This is a genomic window from uncultured Roseovarius sp. (assembly GCF_947259555.1).
Lineage (GTDB): Bacteria > Pseudomonadota > Alphaproteobacteria > Rhodobacterales > Rhodobacteraceae > Roseovarius.
On sequence record NZ_CAMYMD010000035.1, the window covers coordinates 22,607 to 36,254 of the forward strand.

The window sequence follows — 13,648 nt, forward strand, 5'->3', positions numbered from 1 at the left end:
TCTTATCATGCAAAAACATGCGCAGCACCAGCAAGATAGGCTCATGCCATATTCCAGCCGGAGGATGCTATGCCACTCACCATGAACCGCGAGGTTTTCATCACCTGTGCCGTCACAGGCTCGGGGGCAACGCAGGATCGCAGCCCGCATGTCCCCCGCTCACCCGAGGAGATCGCCGACAGTGCCATCGCGGCGGCACAGGCGGGAGCGGCGGTGGTGCATTGCCATGTGCGCGACCCCGAAACCGGCGCGCCAAGCCGCGATCCAGCGCTCTTTCGCGAGGTCACCGAACGCATCCGCGACAGCGCCACCGATGTGGTTCTGAACCTGACCGCCGGCATGGGCGGTGACATCACGTTTGGCGGGGTCGAACGGCCCCTGCCGCCATTGGAGGCCGGGACAGACATGGCCGGTGCGACGGAACGCGTGGCCCATGTCGCAGAGTGCCTGCCCGAGATTTGCACCCTCGACTGTGGTACGATGAACTTTGCCGAGGCCGACTACGTGATGACGAACACCCCCGGCATGTTGCAGGCCATGGGCCGGATGATGACCGATCTGGGCGTGAAGCCGGAGATCGAAGCGTTTGATACTGGCCATCTCTGGTTTGCCAAGCAGCTCGTCAAGGACGGCATTCTTGCGCCTGATGCGCTGGTCCAGCTTTGCATGGGGGTGCCCTGGGGGGCGCCCGACGATCTGAACACCTTCATGGCGATGGTCAACAACATCCCCGAAGGCTGGACGTTTTCGGCCTTTGGGCTGGGGCGGCACCAGATGCCCTATGTCGCCGCAAGCGTTCTGGCGGGCGGGCATGTGCGCGTCGGGCTTGAGGACAACCTGATGCTCGACAAGGGGGTGCTGGCCACCAACGCGCAGCTTGTCGAGCGGGCGGTGGGGATTGTCGAGAACCTTGGCGCGCGGGTCATTGGCCCCGGAGAGGTGCGGGACAAGCTGGGCCTGACCAAGCAGGCCCCCGGCGGATGAGCCAGACCGCCCTGACCGGCCAAGATGCGGTCGGATGCGTTGGCGCGCCGCGATGTCTCGCCTCGCCCGCCGCAAGCAAGGTATCGGGCCAGATTCTGGCCGTGGACGGACATATGGAGAGCATGGTGTCATGACGAGAACGGCAGCAATCATCGGGGGGGGCGTGATCGGCGGCGGATGGGCTGCACGGTTCCTGCTTAATGGCTGGAACGTGCGGGTCTTTGACCCCGACCCCGAGGCCCGGCGCAAGATCGGCGAAGTCCTGGACAATGCCCGCCACGCGCTACCGATGCTCTACGATTGCGCCTTGCCCGAGGAGGGCGGGCTGAGTTTTCACGCTACCATGTCCGACGCGGTGGCTGGCGCCGAATGGATACAGGAAAGCGTGCCTGAACGACTGGAACTCAAGCGCAAGGTTTACCAAACCCTGCAAGAGCATTGCGACGGGGCGGCCGTGATCGGCTCGTCAACCAGCGGCTTCAAGCCAAGCGAGCTACAGGGGTGCGCCAGCAATCCGGGTCAGATCATTGTGACCCACCCGTTCAATCCGGTCTACCTCATGCCGTTGATCGAAGTGGTGGGCACCGATAAAAACCAGAGCGCCTTTCTTGACAGGGCCAAGCGCGTGCTGACCGGCCTCGGCCTTTTCCCGCTGCATGTGCGCAAGGAGATCGACGCGCATATCGCGGACCGCTTCCTCGAGGCCGTCTGGCGCGAGGCGCTGTGGCTGATCAAGGATGGCATTGCCACGACCGAGGAGATCGACAACGCGATCCGTTACGGGTTTGGCCTGCGGTGGGGGCAGATGGGTCTTTTCGAGACCTATCGCATCGCCGGGGGCGAGGCCGGAATGAAGCATTTCATTGACCAGTTCGGCCCCTGCCTGAGCTGGCCGTGGACCAAGCTGATGGACGTACCGGAGCTGACCGACGAGCTGGCGCAGATGATCGCCGATCAATCCGACGCCCAGTCGGGGCATCTGAGCATCCGACAACTGGAACGCAAGCGCGACGGCAACCTGGTCGCGATGATGCGTGCACTCAAGCAGCAGGGTAATGCCGCCGGGCGGCTGGTGCTCGACCACCAGAGAACGCTTGAATCACTGCCTGACATGGCCAATCCGCTGATCACCCAGAGCCGCATCGTGCCGGTGGACTGGACCGATATGAACGGACACATGAACGAAGGCCGGTACGGTCAGATCTTCAGCGATGCCGCCGAGGTGGTGATGGCACTGGTCGGCGCGGACGAGGATTATGTCGCGCGTGGCCTGAGCTATTTCACGGTTGAAACCACGGTCAGATATCTCGCGGAAACACGCGCGGGCGAGCGTGTGGAGGTGCATAGCCGCGTAACCGAGGGGCATGGCAAGAAGCTGCGCTGCTTCCATGAAATGAAACGCAAGAGCGACGGCGAGGTGATGGCCACCTGCGATCAGCTGATGCTGCATGTCAGTCTGGAGACCCGCCGCACCTGCGAACCGCCACAGGACGTGGCCGCAAAGGTCGAGGCGCTGGCCGCGCTGCACAAGGGGGAGTGACATGCATTTCGGACTGAGCGATGAGCAGGAATTGATCGTCTCGACCGTGCGCAGCTTTGTAGAGAACGAGATCTACCCCCATGAGGCCGAGGTCGAGCGCAGCGGCGACGTGCCGGCCGAGGTGGCCGAGGCGATCACGCAGAAAACCATTGATCTGGGGTTCTACGCCTGCAACTTTCCCGAGACGGTGGGTGGCGCGGGGCTGAGCCACGTGGAATTCGCCCTGGTCGAGCGTGAACTGGGGCGCGGCTCCATGGCGCTGACGCATTTCTTTGGGCGCCCGCAGAACATCCTGATGGCCTGTCAGGGCGAGCAAGTGGAGCGCTATCTTTTGCCCGCCGTGCGCGGCGAGCGGATGGATGCGCTCGCGATGACTGAACCGGGCGCAGGCTCTGACGTGCGCGGCATGACATGCACGGCGCGGCGCGATGGCGGTGACTGGGTGCTCAACGGCACCAAGCATTTCATCTCGGGTGCGGATCACGCGGATTTCGTCATCGTGTTCGTCGCCACCGGCGAGGATCAGACCGACAAGGGGCCGAAAAAGCGCATCACCACCTTTCTCGTGGATCGCGGCACGCCGGGGTTCACCATCCGCGACGGTTACGCGTCCGTCAGCCATCGCGGCTACAAGAACATGGTACTGGAATTCGACGATTGCCGCCTGCCGGACGCCCAAGTGCTGGGCGAGGTCGATGGCGGCTTTGCGGTGATGAACGAATGGCTCTACGCAACCCGGATCACCGTGGCCACCATGGCGGTGGGTCGCGCGCGGCGGTGCTTTGAGCATGCCCTCCAGCATGCGGCCACGCGGGAGCAATTCGGGCAACCCATCGGCAAGTTTCAGGGTGTCAGCTTTCAACTGGCCGATATGGTGACAGAGATCGACGCAGCCGATCTGCTGACCCTCAACGCGGCCTGGCGGCTGGATCAGGGGCTGCCCGCCAACCGGGAGATCGCGAGTGCCAAGCTCTATGCCTCGGAGATGCTGGCGCGCGTGACCGATGCCACGTTGCAAATTCACGGCGGGATGGGGCTGATGGACGACCTGCCCATCGAACGCTTCTGGCGCGATGCCCGCGTCGAGCGCATTTGGGACGGCACATCGGAGATCCAGCGCCACATCATCAGCCGCGAAATGCTGCGGCCTCTGGGCGCGTGATGGCAGCGCGCCCCGCCTGTGCCCAATATCACGCGCCGGGGGCTCTGCCCCCGGGCCCCCGAGGTATTTCAGGCCAGATGAAACGGCCGGGCCGTTCAAAACACCCCCCGTCCACGAGGAACGGGGGGCTTCACCTGGCGCGGTCATCGGCTCCTCAGCCTGTACCGCACAGGCAGCCTGATCCGAAAAGGTTAAGAAAACATGGATTCATCTGGCCGGAAATACCTCGGGGTGAATGGCCCGCAGGGCCAGAGGGGCAGCGCCCCTGCCACGCTGGGTATTGCAGGGCCCTGCGATGACACGAGACCTGTCGCGCCTCCTGCGCCCGTGCTCCATTGCCGTCCTCGGGGGTGGGGCCTGGTGCGCCAACGTGATCGAGCAATGCCGACGGATGGGTTTTGAAGGATCGGTTTGGCCCGTGCACCCCAGCCGCACAGAGGTGGGGGGCGCGGCGGCCTTTGGCAGTCTTGATGCCCTGCCCGAGGCCCCCGATGCCACCTTCATCGGGGTCAACCGTGAGAGCACCATCGACATCGTGAGGCAACTCCGGATCATGGGGGCGGGCGGGGCGGTGTGTTTTGCGAGCGGGTTTCTCGAAGCCGAGGCGGAATTGGGCGATGGGGCTGCGATGCAGGAACGTCTGCTCGACGCCGCAGGCGACCTGCCGATTGTCGGGCCGAATTGCTATGGCTTCATCAACTATCTCGATGGCGCCCTGCTGTGGCCGGACCAGCATGGCGGGCGGCGCTGTGAGAGGGGTGTCGCGATCCTCACCCAAAGCTCGAATATCGCGATCAATCTGAGCATGCAGACCCGCGCTTTGCCGATTGCCTATCTGATGACCGCAGGCAATCAGGCCCAACTGGGTCTTGCAGATCTGGGCCGCGCGCTGCTGGCCGATCCGCGTGTCACGGTACTTGGGCTGCATATCGAGGGTGTGGGCGACCTGCGGGGTTTTGAGGCGCTGGCCGCAGAGGCGCAGGCGTGCGGCAAGCCGGTTGTCGCGCTCAAATCCGGGCGATCGGATCAAGCAAGGGCGGCGACACAATCGCACACGGCGTCGCTCGCGGGTAGCGATGCCGGGGCGGCGGCGCTCCTCGCGCGGCTGGGCATTGCGCAGGTCACCTCGCTGCCACAGATGCTGGAGACGCTGAAGCTGCTTCATTTTGCGGGGACGCTTTCGGGCCGGGCGGTGGCGTCGATCTCGTGTTCGGGCGGTGAGGCGAGCCTGATGGCCGACACCGCGCTTGAGCATGACGTGATCCTTCCGCCACTCACGCCGGAACAATCCGGCGCGTTGCGCGCCACCCTCGGGCCGCGTGTCGCGCTTGCCAATCCGCTCGATTACCACACCTTCATCTGGGGCGATGTGCCCGCCATGGCCGCAACCTTCGGCGCCGCGCTTGACGGGCCTGCCGACATCGGCGTGGTGATCGCCGACTTTCCGAGGCCAGACCGGTGCGACCCCGCAGCATGGGATTGCATTCTTGCAGCAGGTGCCCTCGCGCGCGACACCGTCGGCAAACCGCTCGCGCTCGTCTCGACACTGCCAGACTGCCTGCCAGAGCGCGTCGCCGAACGCGCCATTGACTGTGGGTTGATCCCGCTTGCAGGGCTCGATGACGGTTTGGCAGCCATTGCCCGGGCGGCTTGGCTGGGGCAAGCGCACGCGTCTCCTGCCCCGCTTCTTCTTCCGGGCAGACCGCAAGGCACGCGCACCCTGTCGGAGGCCGAGGCGAAGACCGCTCTGGCCGCGTATGGCCTGCGCGTACCGCAGGCGCATCGTGCCGAAAGCGTGACCGAGATGAACGCGGTGCTCGAGCGAATGCCGCTGCCCTTGGTGATCAAGGCCGAGGGTCTGGCGCACAAGTCCGACGCGGGGGGCGTGGTCTTTGTCCGCGACGCCGACGGTTTGCAGGACGCGCGGGACAAGGCATGCGCCCTGCCCTGCACGAGCTGGCTGATCGAGGAGATGGTAGAGCATCCCGTTGCTGAAGTACTGGTTGGCGTTCTGCGCGATCCGGCACATGGCTTTGTGCTCACTCTGGGTGCGGGCGGCATCCTGACCGAGATCCTGCGAGATACCGTTTCGCTGCTGTTGCCGGTATCACGGGAGGATATCGGCGCGGCCCTCGACCGCCTGCGCCTCGCCCCGCTGCTGCACGGCTATCGCGGTCAACCCGCAGCGGATCGTGATGCGATCGTGACGGCCATCATGGCGGTGCAGGATTATGTCACGACCAGCGCCGCGAGCATCGAAGAGGTCGAGATCAACCCGCTGCTCTGCACCGTCTGCGAGGCGGTCGCGGTGGACGCGCTCATAACCAAGGGAGAGGACCCATGACCGATACCCCCGTCAGAACCGAACGCCGCGGTGCCGTGCTCGAGGTCACGCTCGACCGACCGCGCGCCAATGCAATCGACGCCGCCACCAGCCGGATCATGGGCGACGTGTTTCAAGACTTTCGCGACGATCCGGATTTGCGCGTGGCGATTCTGAGCGGCGCAGGTGAAAAATTCTTTTGCCCCGGCTGGGATCTGAAGGCCGCCGCCGGGGGCGAGGCCGCAGACAGTGATTATGGGGTTGGTGGCTTTGGCGGTTTGCAGGAGATGCGCGCCATGCACAAGCCGGTCATCGCTGCCGTGAACGGCATCGCCTGCGGTGGCGGGCTGGAACTGGCGCTCTCGGCGGATATCATCCTCGCCGCCGATCACGCGCGCTTTGCCTTGCCAGAAATCCGCTCTGGCACCGTCGCGGACGCCGCGAGTGTCAAGCTTCCGAAGCGGATCCCATACCATATCGCGATGGAGTTGTTGCTCACCGGGCGGTGGTTTGACGCGGACGAGGCCAAGGGCTGGGGATTGGTGAACCATATTCACCCCGCCGACGGCCTGATGGACGAGGCCCGCGCCATGGCCGACACGATCGCGGCGGGCCCGCCGCTTGTCTATGCCGCCATCAAGGAGATCGTGCGCGAGGCCGAGGCAATGCGCTTTCAGGACGTGATGAACCGGATCACGCGGCGGCAGTTCGAGACAGTGGATGTACTCTACGCGTCGGAGGATCAGGCGGAGGGGGCCCGCGCCTTTGCGGAAAACCGTGATCCGGTCTGGAAAGGACGCTGAGCGATCACGCCCTGGTAAAGACCTGTTCGAGAATATCCGCCAGACGTGCGGCATCGGTGGTGTTGAAGGCCGACGGCTGATCGCTGTCGATATCGAGTACCGCGATCAGCTGGCCCGCCGCATCCCGAACCGGCAGCACCACCTCTGAGCGTGTCGAACTTGCGCAAGCGATGTGGCCGGGAAACTCGTCGACATCCGCGACGATCTGAGCCTCGCCCGTGCGGGCCGCGGCACCACAGACACCCCGCGAAAACGGGATGCTCAGGCACCCGTGCCCGCCCTGATAGGGGCCGATCTTGAGCATCTCTGGTCCCGTGACCCGGTAGAACCCGGTCCAGTCGAACCTGTCGTCGGCATGGTGCAACTCGCACACCACCGTTGCCATGAGCGCGACGTGGTCGGTCTCGCCCTCGGTGAGCGCGGCGATGGTCTTTGATATCTGGTCATAGTCAATCCGCATGTCCCGGATATGCCATGGCGGGCGCACCAAGGCCAGTCCCGGAATCCGGTGTTCGGGTTGCATCATCGCAAAGGCCATGGCACGCCCTCACCCCGAAAACGAATCCGACCACGTCCACGGGGGACCGATCATGCCCAGCCTGAGCCTGCACCGCAACCACACCCGCGATCTGGCGCCGCTTGCGCAAATGCTGACTGATGAGGCGGATCTTGCGCTGGTCAATCCGCATGCAAGCTACCCGTTCGATCCGGGCGAATGGGCGATGAAATGGCTGGGCGAGGCAGATGATGAAATGTTCTACCTGCTTGACGAGGACGGGCGCGAAGTCGGGTTTTTCGCGTTGCGCGTGGGCATCGGCCCCGAGGTGCGCCACCTGACATATGTTTTTGTCGAGGAACGTATGCGCGGCGGAACCGGTGAAGAGCTTTCACGGCTCGCGGAGCAGGCGGCGCGCGATCTGGGGGCGCTCTCGATCACGCTCAAGGTCGAACTCGACAACGCGCCTGCGCTGAAGCTCTATCAAAAGGCTGGCTACGAGGAATTGTCGCGCCGCGGTGGGCTGGCCACCATGCGGCGCGATCTGGACGGCGTCTGAGCGTGTCAGGCGCGCTCGATTGCGATAGCCGTGCCCTCACCACCGCCGATGCAAATCGCCGCGACGCCGCGTTTGAGGCCACGCTTTTCCAGCGCGTTCAGCAGCGTCACCATGATCCTCGCGCCCGAGGCCCCGATGGGATGACCGAGCGCACAGGCGCCGCCATTCACGTTGACCTTATCGCGGCTCAGGCCCATTTCGTGCATGAAGGCCATCGGCACCACGGCGAACGCCTCGTTCACCTCCCACAAGTCGACATCCTCAATTGCCCAACCAAGCCGCTTGAGCAATTTTTGCGCCGCCGGGACCGGCGCGGTGGTGAACCATCCCGGGGCCTGCGCGTGGCTGGCATGGCCCATGATCCGGGCCCGGATGTTGAGGCCCTGCGCCTCGGCGGCAGCCCGGGACGCAATCACGAGTGCCGCCGCGCCATCGCTGATCGAGGATGAATTCGCCGCCGTCACCGTGCCGCCCTCGCGGAATGCAGGCTTCAACTGGGGGATCTTGTCTGGCCGCGCCTTGGCGGGCTGTTCATCGGCAGAAATCAGGACGTCGCCCTTGCGGGTCTTCAATGTCACCGGTGCGATCTCGTCGGCAAAGGCGCCGGAGGTCTGCGCATCGAGCGCGCCCTGAAGAGAGCCGAGCGCGTAATCGTCTTGAGCCTCGCGGGTGAACTGGTACTTTTCCGCGCAATCCTCGGCGAATGTGCCCATCAGACGCCCCTTGTCATAGGCATCTTCCAACCCGTCGAGGAACATGTGATCGACCACCTCTGCGTGACCAAGCCGTGCGCCGCCGCGCATCTTGGGCAGCAGGTAAGGGGCCGTGGACATGGACTCCATGCCGCCCGCGATCATCGTCTCCGTATGACCGAGGGCGATCTGGTCAAAGGCCATCATCGCCGCCTTCATGCCGGAGCCGCACATCTTGTTGAGGGTTGTCGCCGGCACCTCTTGGCCAAGGCCGCCCAGAAACCCGGCCTGCCGCGCCGGGGCCTGGCCCTGGCCTGCGGGCAGAACGCAGCCCATCAACAGCTCGTCAACGGCGCCTGCGCGCGCATCGGCCAGCGCCGCGCGTATCGCGGCCCCGCCCAGCACGGCGGCGGACACGCCATCGAAGTCGCCCAGAAATCCGCCCATCGGCGTGCGCGCCGCGCCCGTAATCACCACGTCTTGCATGCTTTGCCTCCTCACAAATCCTGTTCCTGCATACCGAATGGTAAGGAATCGGGTCTAGCGTAGCCCGTATTACTACGTATCGGGCCGGAGGCACCATGGACCTGCAATCAATCCACCGCAATGACATGAACATCATCACCGTTTCCGAGGCGCGGATCGACGCCGCGGCGGCCATCGGCTTCAAGGACGCGATGCGTATCGCAACGGCACAAGGGCCCGACCATGTCGTGCTCGACCTGAGCAACGTGGCGTTTGTCGATTCGAGTGGTCTGGGGGCCATCGTCGCCGCGATGAAACAGCTGGGAAGTGATCGCCGTCTCGATCTGGCAGGGCTGACTGCCGATGTGTCCAAGGTATTTCGGCTCACGCGGATGGATACGGTTTTTGTCATTCATGACGACATTCTCGATCTCGAACCGCGCGCGACCGGCTGATTGCGTGCCGGTGCGCGACCACTGACCCTGTCCAGAAGGAACGTGCGGTGATCCCCGACACCACGCCTGATCAGTTTTCCCACCGCATCATGGCCACAGAGCTTGCGGTGCGGGATGCGCTCTTGTTCACCCGAGACTGGCTGAACCGGCAGGGTTTGCCAGAACAGACCTGCGGGTCGGTCGAGCTGGCGCTCGCAGAGGTGCTTAACAATATTGTAGAACATGCCTATGCCCCTGATGCGGCGGGAGAGATTCGCATTGCAATCGCGCTCCGACCCGGTCGGCTCTGTTGCCTGGTTCGCGATGACGGAGCGCCCTTGCCATATCTCGCGGCCACCGATCACACCCTGCCCTCTCGAAACGTGACCCGGGACAACCTGCCTGAAGGCGGGTTTGGCTGGTTCTTGATAAAGGGGCTGACTGACCGGCTCGGCTATGAGCGCGCGAATGGCGAGAACCGCCTTACGCTTGAGTTTCGGCTCGACATCACCTGAAACAACCAGCGCGTGCGCCCGCCTAAATATTACCTTATTCTGTTCCAAATGATGCCGTATCACTCCTTCATAACAATAACTGTAGCTGCATATGGCTTCCCTCGGCGTCGCGTGTAATTGCCCCCACCCAGTACGCGACGTCGAGGCCTCTGCTACTTTCTTCTGCACAATTGGCAAATCGCACCACAGCGCCTAGTGTCTGGTCATTCATGACATGAGGACACGACATGCGCGACTTTCACTTGCCCGGCCGTTCGGCCACCTTTGCGACCAACGGCATGTGCGCCACCTCGCACCCGCTGGCTGCGAAAACAGCAATCGACATTCTGGAACGTGGCGGCAATGCCATGGATGCGGCCATCGCCGGGGCGGTCCTTCTGGGGATTTGCGAACCGCAGATGACCGGTATCGGCGGCGATTGCTTTGTACTGTTCAACACGCCCGGTGACGCCCGGATTCAGGCGCTCAACGGGTCCGGGCGCGCGCCCGCAGGGGTCTCGGCGGAGGCCCTGCGCGCGCAGGGAAACGACGCGGTGCCTCTCAACAGCGCGCATGCCGTAACTGTTCCCGGAGCGATCGACGCCTTTTGTCAGCTCAGCGCCGATCACGGCAAGCTCGGGCTCGACGCGCTTCTTGCGCCCGCGATCCGATATGCCGAAGAGGGTGTGCCGGTCGCGCCCCGCGTCGCGTTCGATTGGCCCAATGCGGGAACAGCCCTGCAGGCGCACGGGCTGAAACATTTCATGCCCTCTGGCACACCAGCCAAAGTCGGTCAGATGTTTCGCGCGCCGGGTCAGGCCGAGGTATTGCGCCGGGTGGCTCGCGATGGCCGCGCTGCCTTTTACGAAGGCGAGGTGGCGGAAGATATCCTTGCCGCCCTCAATGAACTGGGCGGCACTCATCAGCCCGAGGATTTCGCATCGCAAAGGTGCGATTACACCGACCCGGTCAGCGGCGAGTACAAGGGCGCAAACCTTGTCGAGCATCCCCCCAACGGCCAGGGTGCGACGGCAATCCTGCTGCTCAACATCCTCAAGCATTTTGACATCGCAAGCATGGCCCCGTTTGGCGCGGAGCGCACCCATATCGAGGCAGAGGCGACGAAGCTCGCCTATGATGCGCGCAATCGCTTCATTGCCGATCCGGGTCATACCAACAGGCTCGATTACATGCTGGCCCCCGAGACGGCGGCAAAGCTGGCGGCGCTGATTGACCCCAAACGCGCAATGCCCGCCGCCAAGCCGTTGACCGAGGCCGTTCACCGCGACACGGTCTACATCACCGTGGTCGACCGTGACCGGATGTCGGTGTCGCTGATCTATTCGATTTTCCACGGCTTCGGCTCGGGCATTGCGTCAGAGAAGTTCGGCGTGCTTCTGCAAAATCGCGGCGCGGGCTTTACTCTGGAGCGCGGGCACCCGAACGAGTTGGGCGGCGGCAAACGTCCGATGCACACGATCATTCCCGGCATGATGATGGAAAACGGCCGCGTGACGATGCCATTTGGCGTGATGGGCGGCTCCTATCAATCGACCGGGCATGCGCGGATGATGTCGAATTTGCGTGATTTCGGAATGCACCCCCAGTCATCCATTGACGCGCCGCGGGCGTTTGCTGATCCAACCGGGCTCAAGCTTGAGCGTGGTCATGCACCGGACGTCGCGCAAACGCTGGCCGATATGGGGCATGACATCCTCACCCAGCCCGAGCCCATCGGCGGCGCGCAGGCCATTCTCATTCACGAGGATGGTGTTCTGGAAGGCGCGAGCGATCCGCGTAAGGATGGCTGCGCGTTGGGCTATTGACGCGTCTGGTTGGTGTCATTCACCCTGCACACGGCGTGCAGGGTGGGGCCAACTCACCGCTCTGCTCAATTGAGTTGGAAGTGAAGCGGATAGTGCCCGTCTTCGAACGGTCCGAAAAGATCTGGGATGTCCGGGTGATCCACCGGCTCGCCGGAATAGTCGGCCACCAGATTCTGCTCACTCACATATGCTACGTAATAGCTCTGCTCGTTCTCGGCGAGGAGATGATAGAACGGCTGCTCCTTCGAGGGGCGGCTGTCTTCGGGGATCGACGCATACCATTCTTCGGTATTCGAGAACTGCGGGTCGACGTCAAAGATCACCCCTCTGAAAGGGTGTTTCTTGTGACGGACCACTTGGCCCAAGTGATATTTTGCACGTGTTCTAATCATATCAAGTGTGCCCCTACCGACTGACACTAAACCTTTCAAGGGTGGTTTGTCCAACCATCGGCCGAAACATGCAGGAAACAGTTTGTGAACCAAGCCGAAACCCGCGCAGAGGGGCTGAATTCATGATTCCCCCCGAGGCCGGTTTCCGCTAAACTAAAAGAAAAAGAGAGCGAGAGGCAGATGAGCAGAACTCTTCGCGCATTATTGGTGTTGTTTGTACTGGCCTCCTGCGGGGGCGGAACAGGATATGGCACGGCACCGCGCAACCTTGACCATGCCTGTGCGATTCTGGAGGAACGTCCGGAATATGCGCGGGCCTTTCGCGCCGCTGAGCGGCGGTGGGGCGTGCCCCCGCATGTCATGATGGCGACCATCCATCAGGAAAGCAAATTCATCAGCGATGCCCGTACTCCGTTTCGCTGGACACTCGGTGTGATTCCAACCGGACGCATAAGTTCGGCCTATGGATACAGTCAGGCGCTCGACGGCACATGGGATGAATACAGACGCGAGACGAACCGTTTTGGCTCGCGCCGCAGCGACATACACGACGCCGCCGATTTCATCGGCTGGTACATGGCCAAATCAAATGAACGGCTGGGCATCTCGATGAATGATGCGCGCGGGCAATATCTGGCCTACCACGAAGGGCGCACCGGGTATTCCCGTGGCAGCTATAATGGCAAGCCTTGGCTATTGCGCGTCGCGAACAATGTGGAAAGCCGCGCACAGACCTACCGGGCGCAGCTTGGCACCTGTCGCATCGGGCGCCGGCTGACATGATGGGATCGACCGTCAGCGGTCGATGAGCATGCGCTGCTTGCCGGGGATGACAAATCGCTCATTGCTGAGGCGCACATCCCTCTGCAAGTCACCCAGAACCACCGTGGTTTGGCTGCCACTGCCATCATGAATGACCCATTGCCGGAGTTCGACCGGGTCAGCCGTGAAGACGAGGTCTATGCTTCCGTATTCTGGGTGCTCCGGGTCTTGCGCGCGCACCGTGGTCGAGGTGCCGTCGCTGGCATGGCCGACCACCATACGCTCGCGCGTGAGGTCGACGTTGCGCGCCAGAATGATCTTGAGCGGCGTGCGGTGCAACGGATAGCCCTGCGGTCCGTCATTTGAGCGCGGGTCGATGATGCCGACAGTGTCGCCATCGGCCACCACCAGCGCCTCTTCCGGCGGATCATATTCGAATCGGACCCGCCCGGGCCGCTTGATGAGGATGCGGCCGGTACTGATCGTGCCATCCTCGTTGATCTGGGTGAACGCGCCCTGCGCGCTCTTCAGGTCATTGAGATAATTGGAAATCTGCCCCAGAGACAGCTTTTCCGCCGCCGCCGGGAGGGCCATTGCCGCCCAGAGGAGCGGCACCATGAGGATACGCATATGTTTCATAGCTCTTAAATAAGTTCCCGGGCGTGGAATTGCACCTGCCCGGGACGTAAAATCTGCATGTCATGGCGATGCGCCGC

Annotated in this window: 14 protein-coding genes; 10 read left to right on the plus strand and 4 right to left on the minus strand. The window is 63.2% G+C overall.

Annotated elements, in window-relative coordinates:
* Positions 1 to 69 precede the first annotated feature (69 nt).
* The 5 genes from Q0X85_RS06270 to Q0X85_RS06290 all read left to right on the plus strand — a co-directional run bounded on the left by Q0X85_RS06270 (position 70) and on the right by Q0X85_RS06290 (position 6,812).
* On the plus strand, positions 70 to 984 hold the full coding sequence (locus Q0X85_RS06270) for a 3-keto-5-aminohexanoate cleavage protein (protein ID WP_297770484.1): 915 nt from the start codon (positions 70 to 72) through the stop codon (positions 982 to 984).
* Positions 985 to 1,114: 130 nt separating this feature from the next.
* Positions 1,115 to 2,524: a carnitine 3-dehydrogenase gene (locus Q0X85_RS06275; protein WP_297770486.1), complete on the plus strand. Its 1,410-nt coding sequence runs from the start codon at positions 1,115 to 1,117 to the stop codon at positions 2,522 to 2,524.
* A gap of 1 nt (position 2,525) precedes the next feature.
* Positions 2,526 to 3,686, plus strand: coding sequence for an acyl-CoA dehydrogenase family protein (locus Q0X85_RS06280; RefSeq protein WP_297770488.1), 1,161 nt, complete (start codon positions 2,526 to 2,528; stop codon positions 3,684 to 3,686).
* A 295-nt stretch (positions 3,687 to 3,981) separates the two neighbouring features.
* A complete protein-coding gene (locus Q0X85_RS06285) occupies positions 3,982 to 6,030 on the plus strand; it encodes an acetate--CoA ligase family protein (protein ID WP_297770490.1) in 2,049 nt (682 codons plus the stop codon).
* Positions 6,027 to 6,812, plus strand: coding sequence for a carnitinyl-CoA dehydratase (locus Q0X85_RS06290; protein ID WP_297770493.1), 786 nt, complete (start codon positions 6,027 to 6,029; stop codon positions 6,810 to 6,812). The genes Q0X85_RS06285 and Q0X85_RS06290 overlap by 4 nt, the downstream gene beginning before the upstream one ends.
* Positions 6,813 to 6,816: 4 nt before the next feature.
* Here the strand turns inward: Q0X85_RS06290 and Q0X85_RS06295 are convergent, their stop codons facing one another.
* Positions 6,817 to 7,272, minus strand: coding sequence for a GAF domain-containing protein (locus Q0X85_RS06295; protein WP_297770592.1), 456 nt, complete (start codon positions 7,270 to 7,272; stop codon positions 6,817 to 6,819).
* A 130-nt stretch (positions 7,273 to 7,402) separates the two neighbouring features.
* On the opposite strand from Q0X85_RS06295, the gene Q0X85_RS06300 reads away from it, so the two are divergent.
* Complete coding sequence (locus Q0X85_RS06300; protein WP_297770594.1) at positions 7,403 to 7,867, plus strand: GNAT family N-acetyltransferase; 465 nt, start codon at positions 7,403 to 7,405, stop codon at positions 7,865 to 7,867.
* A 5-nt stretch (positions 7,868 to 7,872) separates the two neighbouring features.
* On the opposite strand, the gene Q0X85_RS06305 is transcribed toward Q0X85_RS06300, so the two are convergent.
* A complete protein-coding gene (locus Q0X85_RS06305; protein WP_297770496.1) occupies positions 7,873 to 9,045 on the minus strand; it encodes an acetyl-CoA C-acyltransferase in 1,173 nt (390 codons plus the stop codon).
* Positions 9,046 to 9,140: 95 nt separating this feature from the next.
* Between Q0X85_RS06305 and Q0X85_RS06310 the strand changes: the two genes are divergently transcribed.
* From Q0X85_RS06310 to Q0X85_RS06320, 3 genes are all read left to right on the plus strand, one after another.
* Positions 9,141 to 9,479: an STAS domain-containing protein gene (locus tag Q0X85_RS06310; RefSeq protein WP_297770499.1), complete on the plus strand. Its 339-nt coding sequence runs from the start codon at positions 9,141 to 9,143 to the stop codon at positions 9,477 to 9,479.
* Between the two features lie 47 nt (positions 9,480 to 9,526).
* The gene (locus tag Q0X85_RS06315; protein WP_297770502.1) at positions 9,527 to 9,973 is read left to right on the plus strand and encodes an ATP-binding protein; all 447 of its coding nucleotides are present in this window, start codon (positions 9,527 to 9,529) and stop codon (positions 9,971 to 9,973) included.
* Between the two features lie 227 nt (positions 9,974 to 10,200).
* Positions 10,201 to 11,778, plus strand: coding sequence for a gamma-glutamyltransferase family protein (locus Q0X85_RS06320; protein WP_297770505.1), 1,578 nt, complete (start codon positions 10,201 to 10,203; stop codon positions 11,776 to 11,778).
* A gap of 65 nt (positions 11,779 to 11,843) precedes the next feature.
* Here Q0X85_RS06320 and hspQ read toward each other — a convergent pair whose 3' ends face one another.
* Positions 11,844 to 12,170 (minus strand): heat shock protein HspQ, encoded by a 327-nt coding sequence (hspQ, locus tag Q0X85_RS06325; protein ID WP_009817586.1) that lies wholly within the window; start codon positions 12,168 to 12,170, stop codon positions 11,844 to 11,846.
* A 180-nt stretch (positions 12,171 to 12,350) separates the two neighbouring features.
* On the opposite strand from hspQ, the gene Q0X85_RS06330 reads away from it, so the two are divergent.
* On the plus strand, positions 12,351 to 12,953 hold the full coding sequence (locus Q0X85_RS06330) for a transglycosylase SLT domain-containing protein (protein WP_297770508.1): 603 nt from the start codon (positions 12,351 to 12,353) through the stop codon (positions 12,951 to 12,953).
* A 12-nt stretch (positions 12,954 to 12,965) separates the two neighbouring features.
* On the opposite strand, the gene Q0X85_RS06335 is transcribed toward Q0X85_RS06330, so the two are convergent.
* Positions 12,966 to 13,571 carry an outer membrane lipoprotein carrier protein LolA gene (locus tag Q0X85_RS06335; protein ID WP_297770510.1) on the minus strand — a complete coding sequence of 202 codons (606 nt, stop codon included), beginning with the start codon at positions 13,569 to 13,571 and terminating at the stop codon, positions 12,966 to 12,968.
* Positions 13,572 to 13,648 lie beyond the last annotated feature (77 nt).

Bases quoted from the DNA above. Each gene is read 5' to 3' on its own strand.
- Q0X85_RS06330 (WP_297770508.1), top strand. From the start codon at position 12,351: ATGAGCAGAACTCTTCGCGCATTATTGGTGTTGTTTGTACTGGCCTCC.
- Q0X85_RS06305 (WP_297770496.1), bottom strand. From the start codon at position 9,045: ATGCAAGACGTGGTGATTACGGGCGCGGCGCGCACGCCGATGGGCGGA.
- hspQ (WP_009817586.1), bottom strand. From the start codon at position 12,170: ATGATTAGAACACGTGCAAAATATCACTTGGGCCAAGTGGTCCGTCAC.
- Q0X85_RS06335 (WP_297770510.1), bottom strand. From the start codon at position 13,571: ATGAAACATATGCGTATCCTCATGGTGCCGCTCCTCTGGGCGGCAATG.
- Q0X85_RS06290 (WP_297770493.1), top strand. From the start codon at position 6,027: ATGACCGATACCCCCGTCAGAACCGAACGCCGCGGTGCCGTGCTCGAG.
- Q0X85_RS06320 (WP_297770505.1), top strand. From the start codon at position 10,201: ATGCGCGACTTTCACTTGCCCGGCCGTTCGGCCACCTTTGCGACCAAC.
- Q0X85_RS06285 (WP_297770490.1), top strand. From the start codon at position 3,982: ATGACACGAGACCTGTCGCGCCTCCTGCGCCCGTGCTCCATTGCCGTC.
- Q0X85_RS06280 (WP_297770488.1), top strand. From the start codon at position 2,526: ATGCATTTCGGACTGAGCGATGAGCAGGAATTGATCGTCTCGACCGTG.
- Q0X85_RS06300 (WP_297770594.1), top strand. From the start codon at position 7,403: ATGCCCAGCCTGAGCCTGCACCGCAACCACACCCGCGATCTGGCGCCG.
- Q0X85_RS06295 (WP_297770592.1), bottom strand. From the start codon at position 7,272: ATGCGGATTGACTATGACCAGATATCAAAGACCATCGCCGCGCTCACC.
- Q0X85_RS06275 (WP_297770486.1), top strand. From the start codon at position 1,115: ATGACGAGAACGGCAGCAATCATCGGGGGGGGCGTGATCGGCGGCGGA.
- Q0X85_RS06270 (WP_297770484.1), top strand. From the start codon at position 70: ATGCCACTCACCATGAACCGCGAGGTTTTCATCACCTGTGCCGTCACA.
- Q0X85_RS06310 (WP_297770499.1), top strand. From the start codon at position 9,141: ATGGACCTGCAATCAATCCACCGCAATGACATGAACATCATCACCGTT.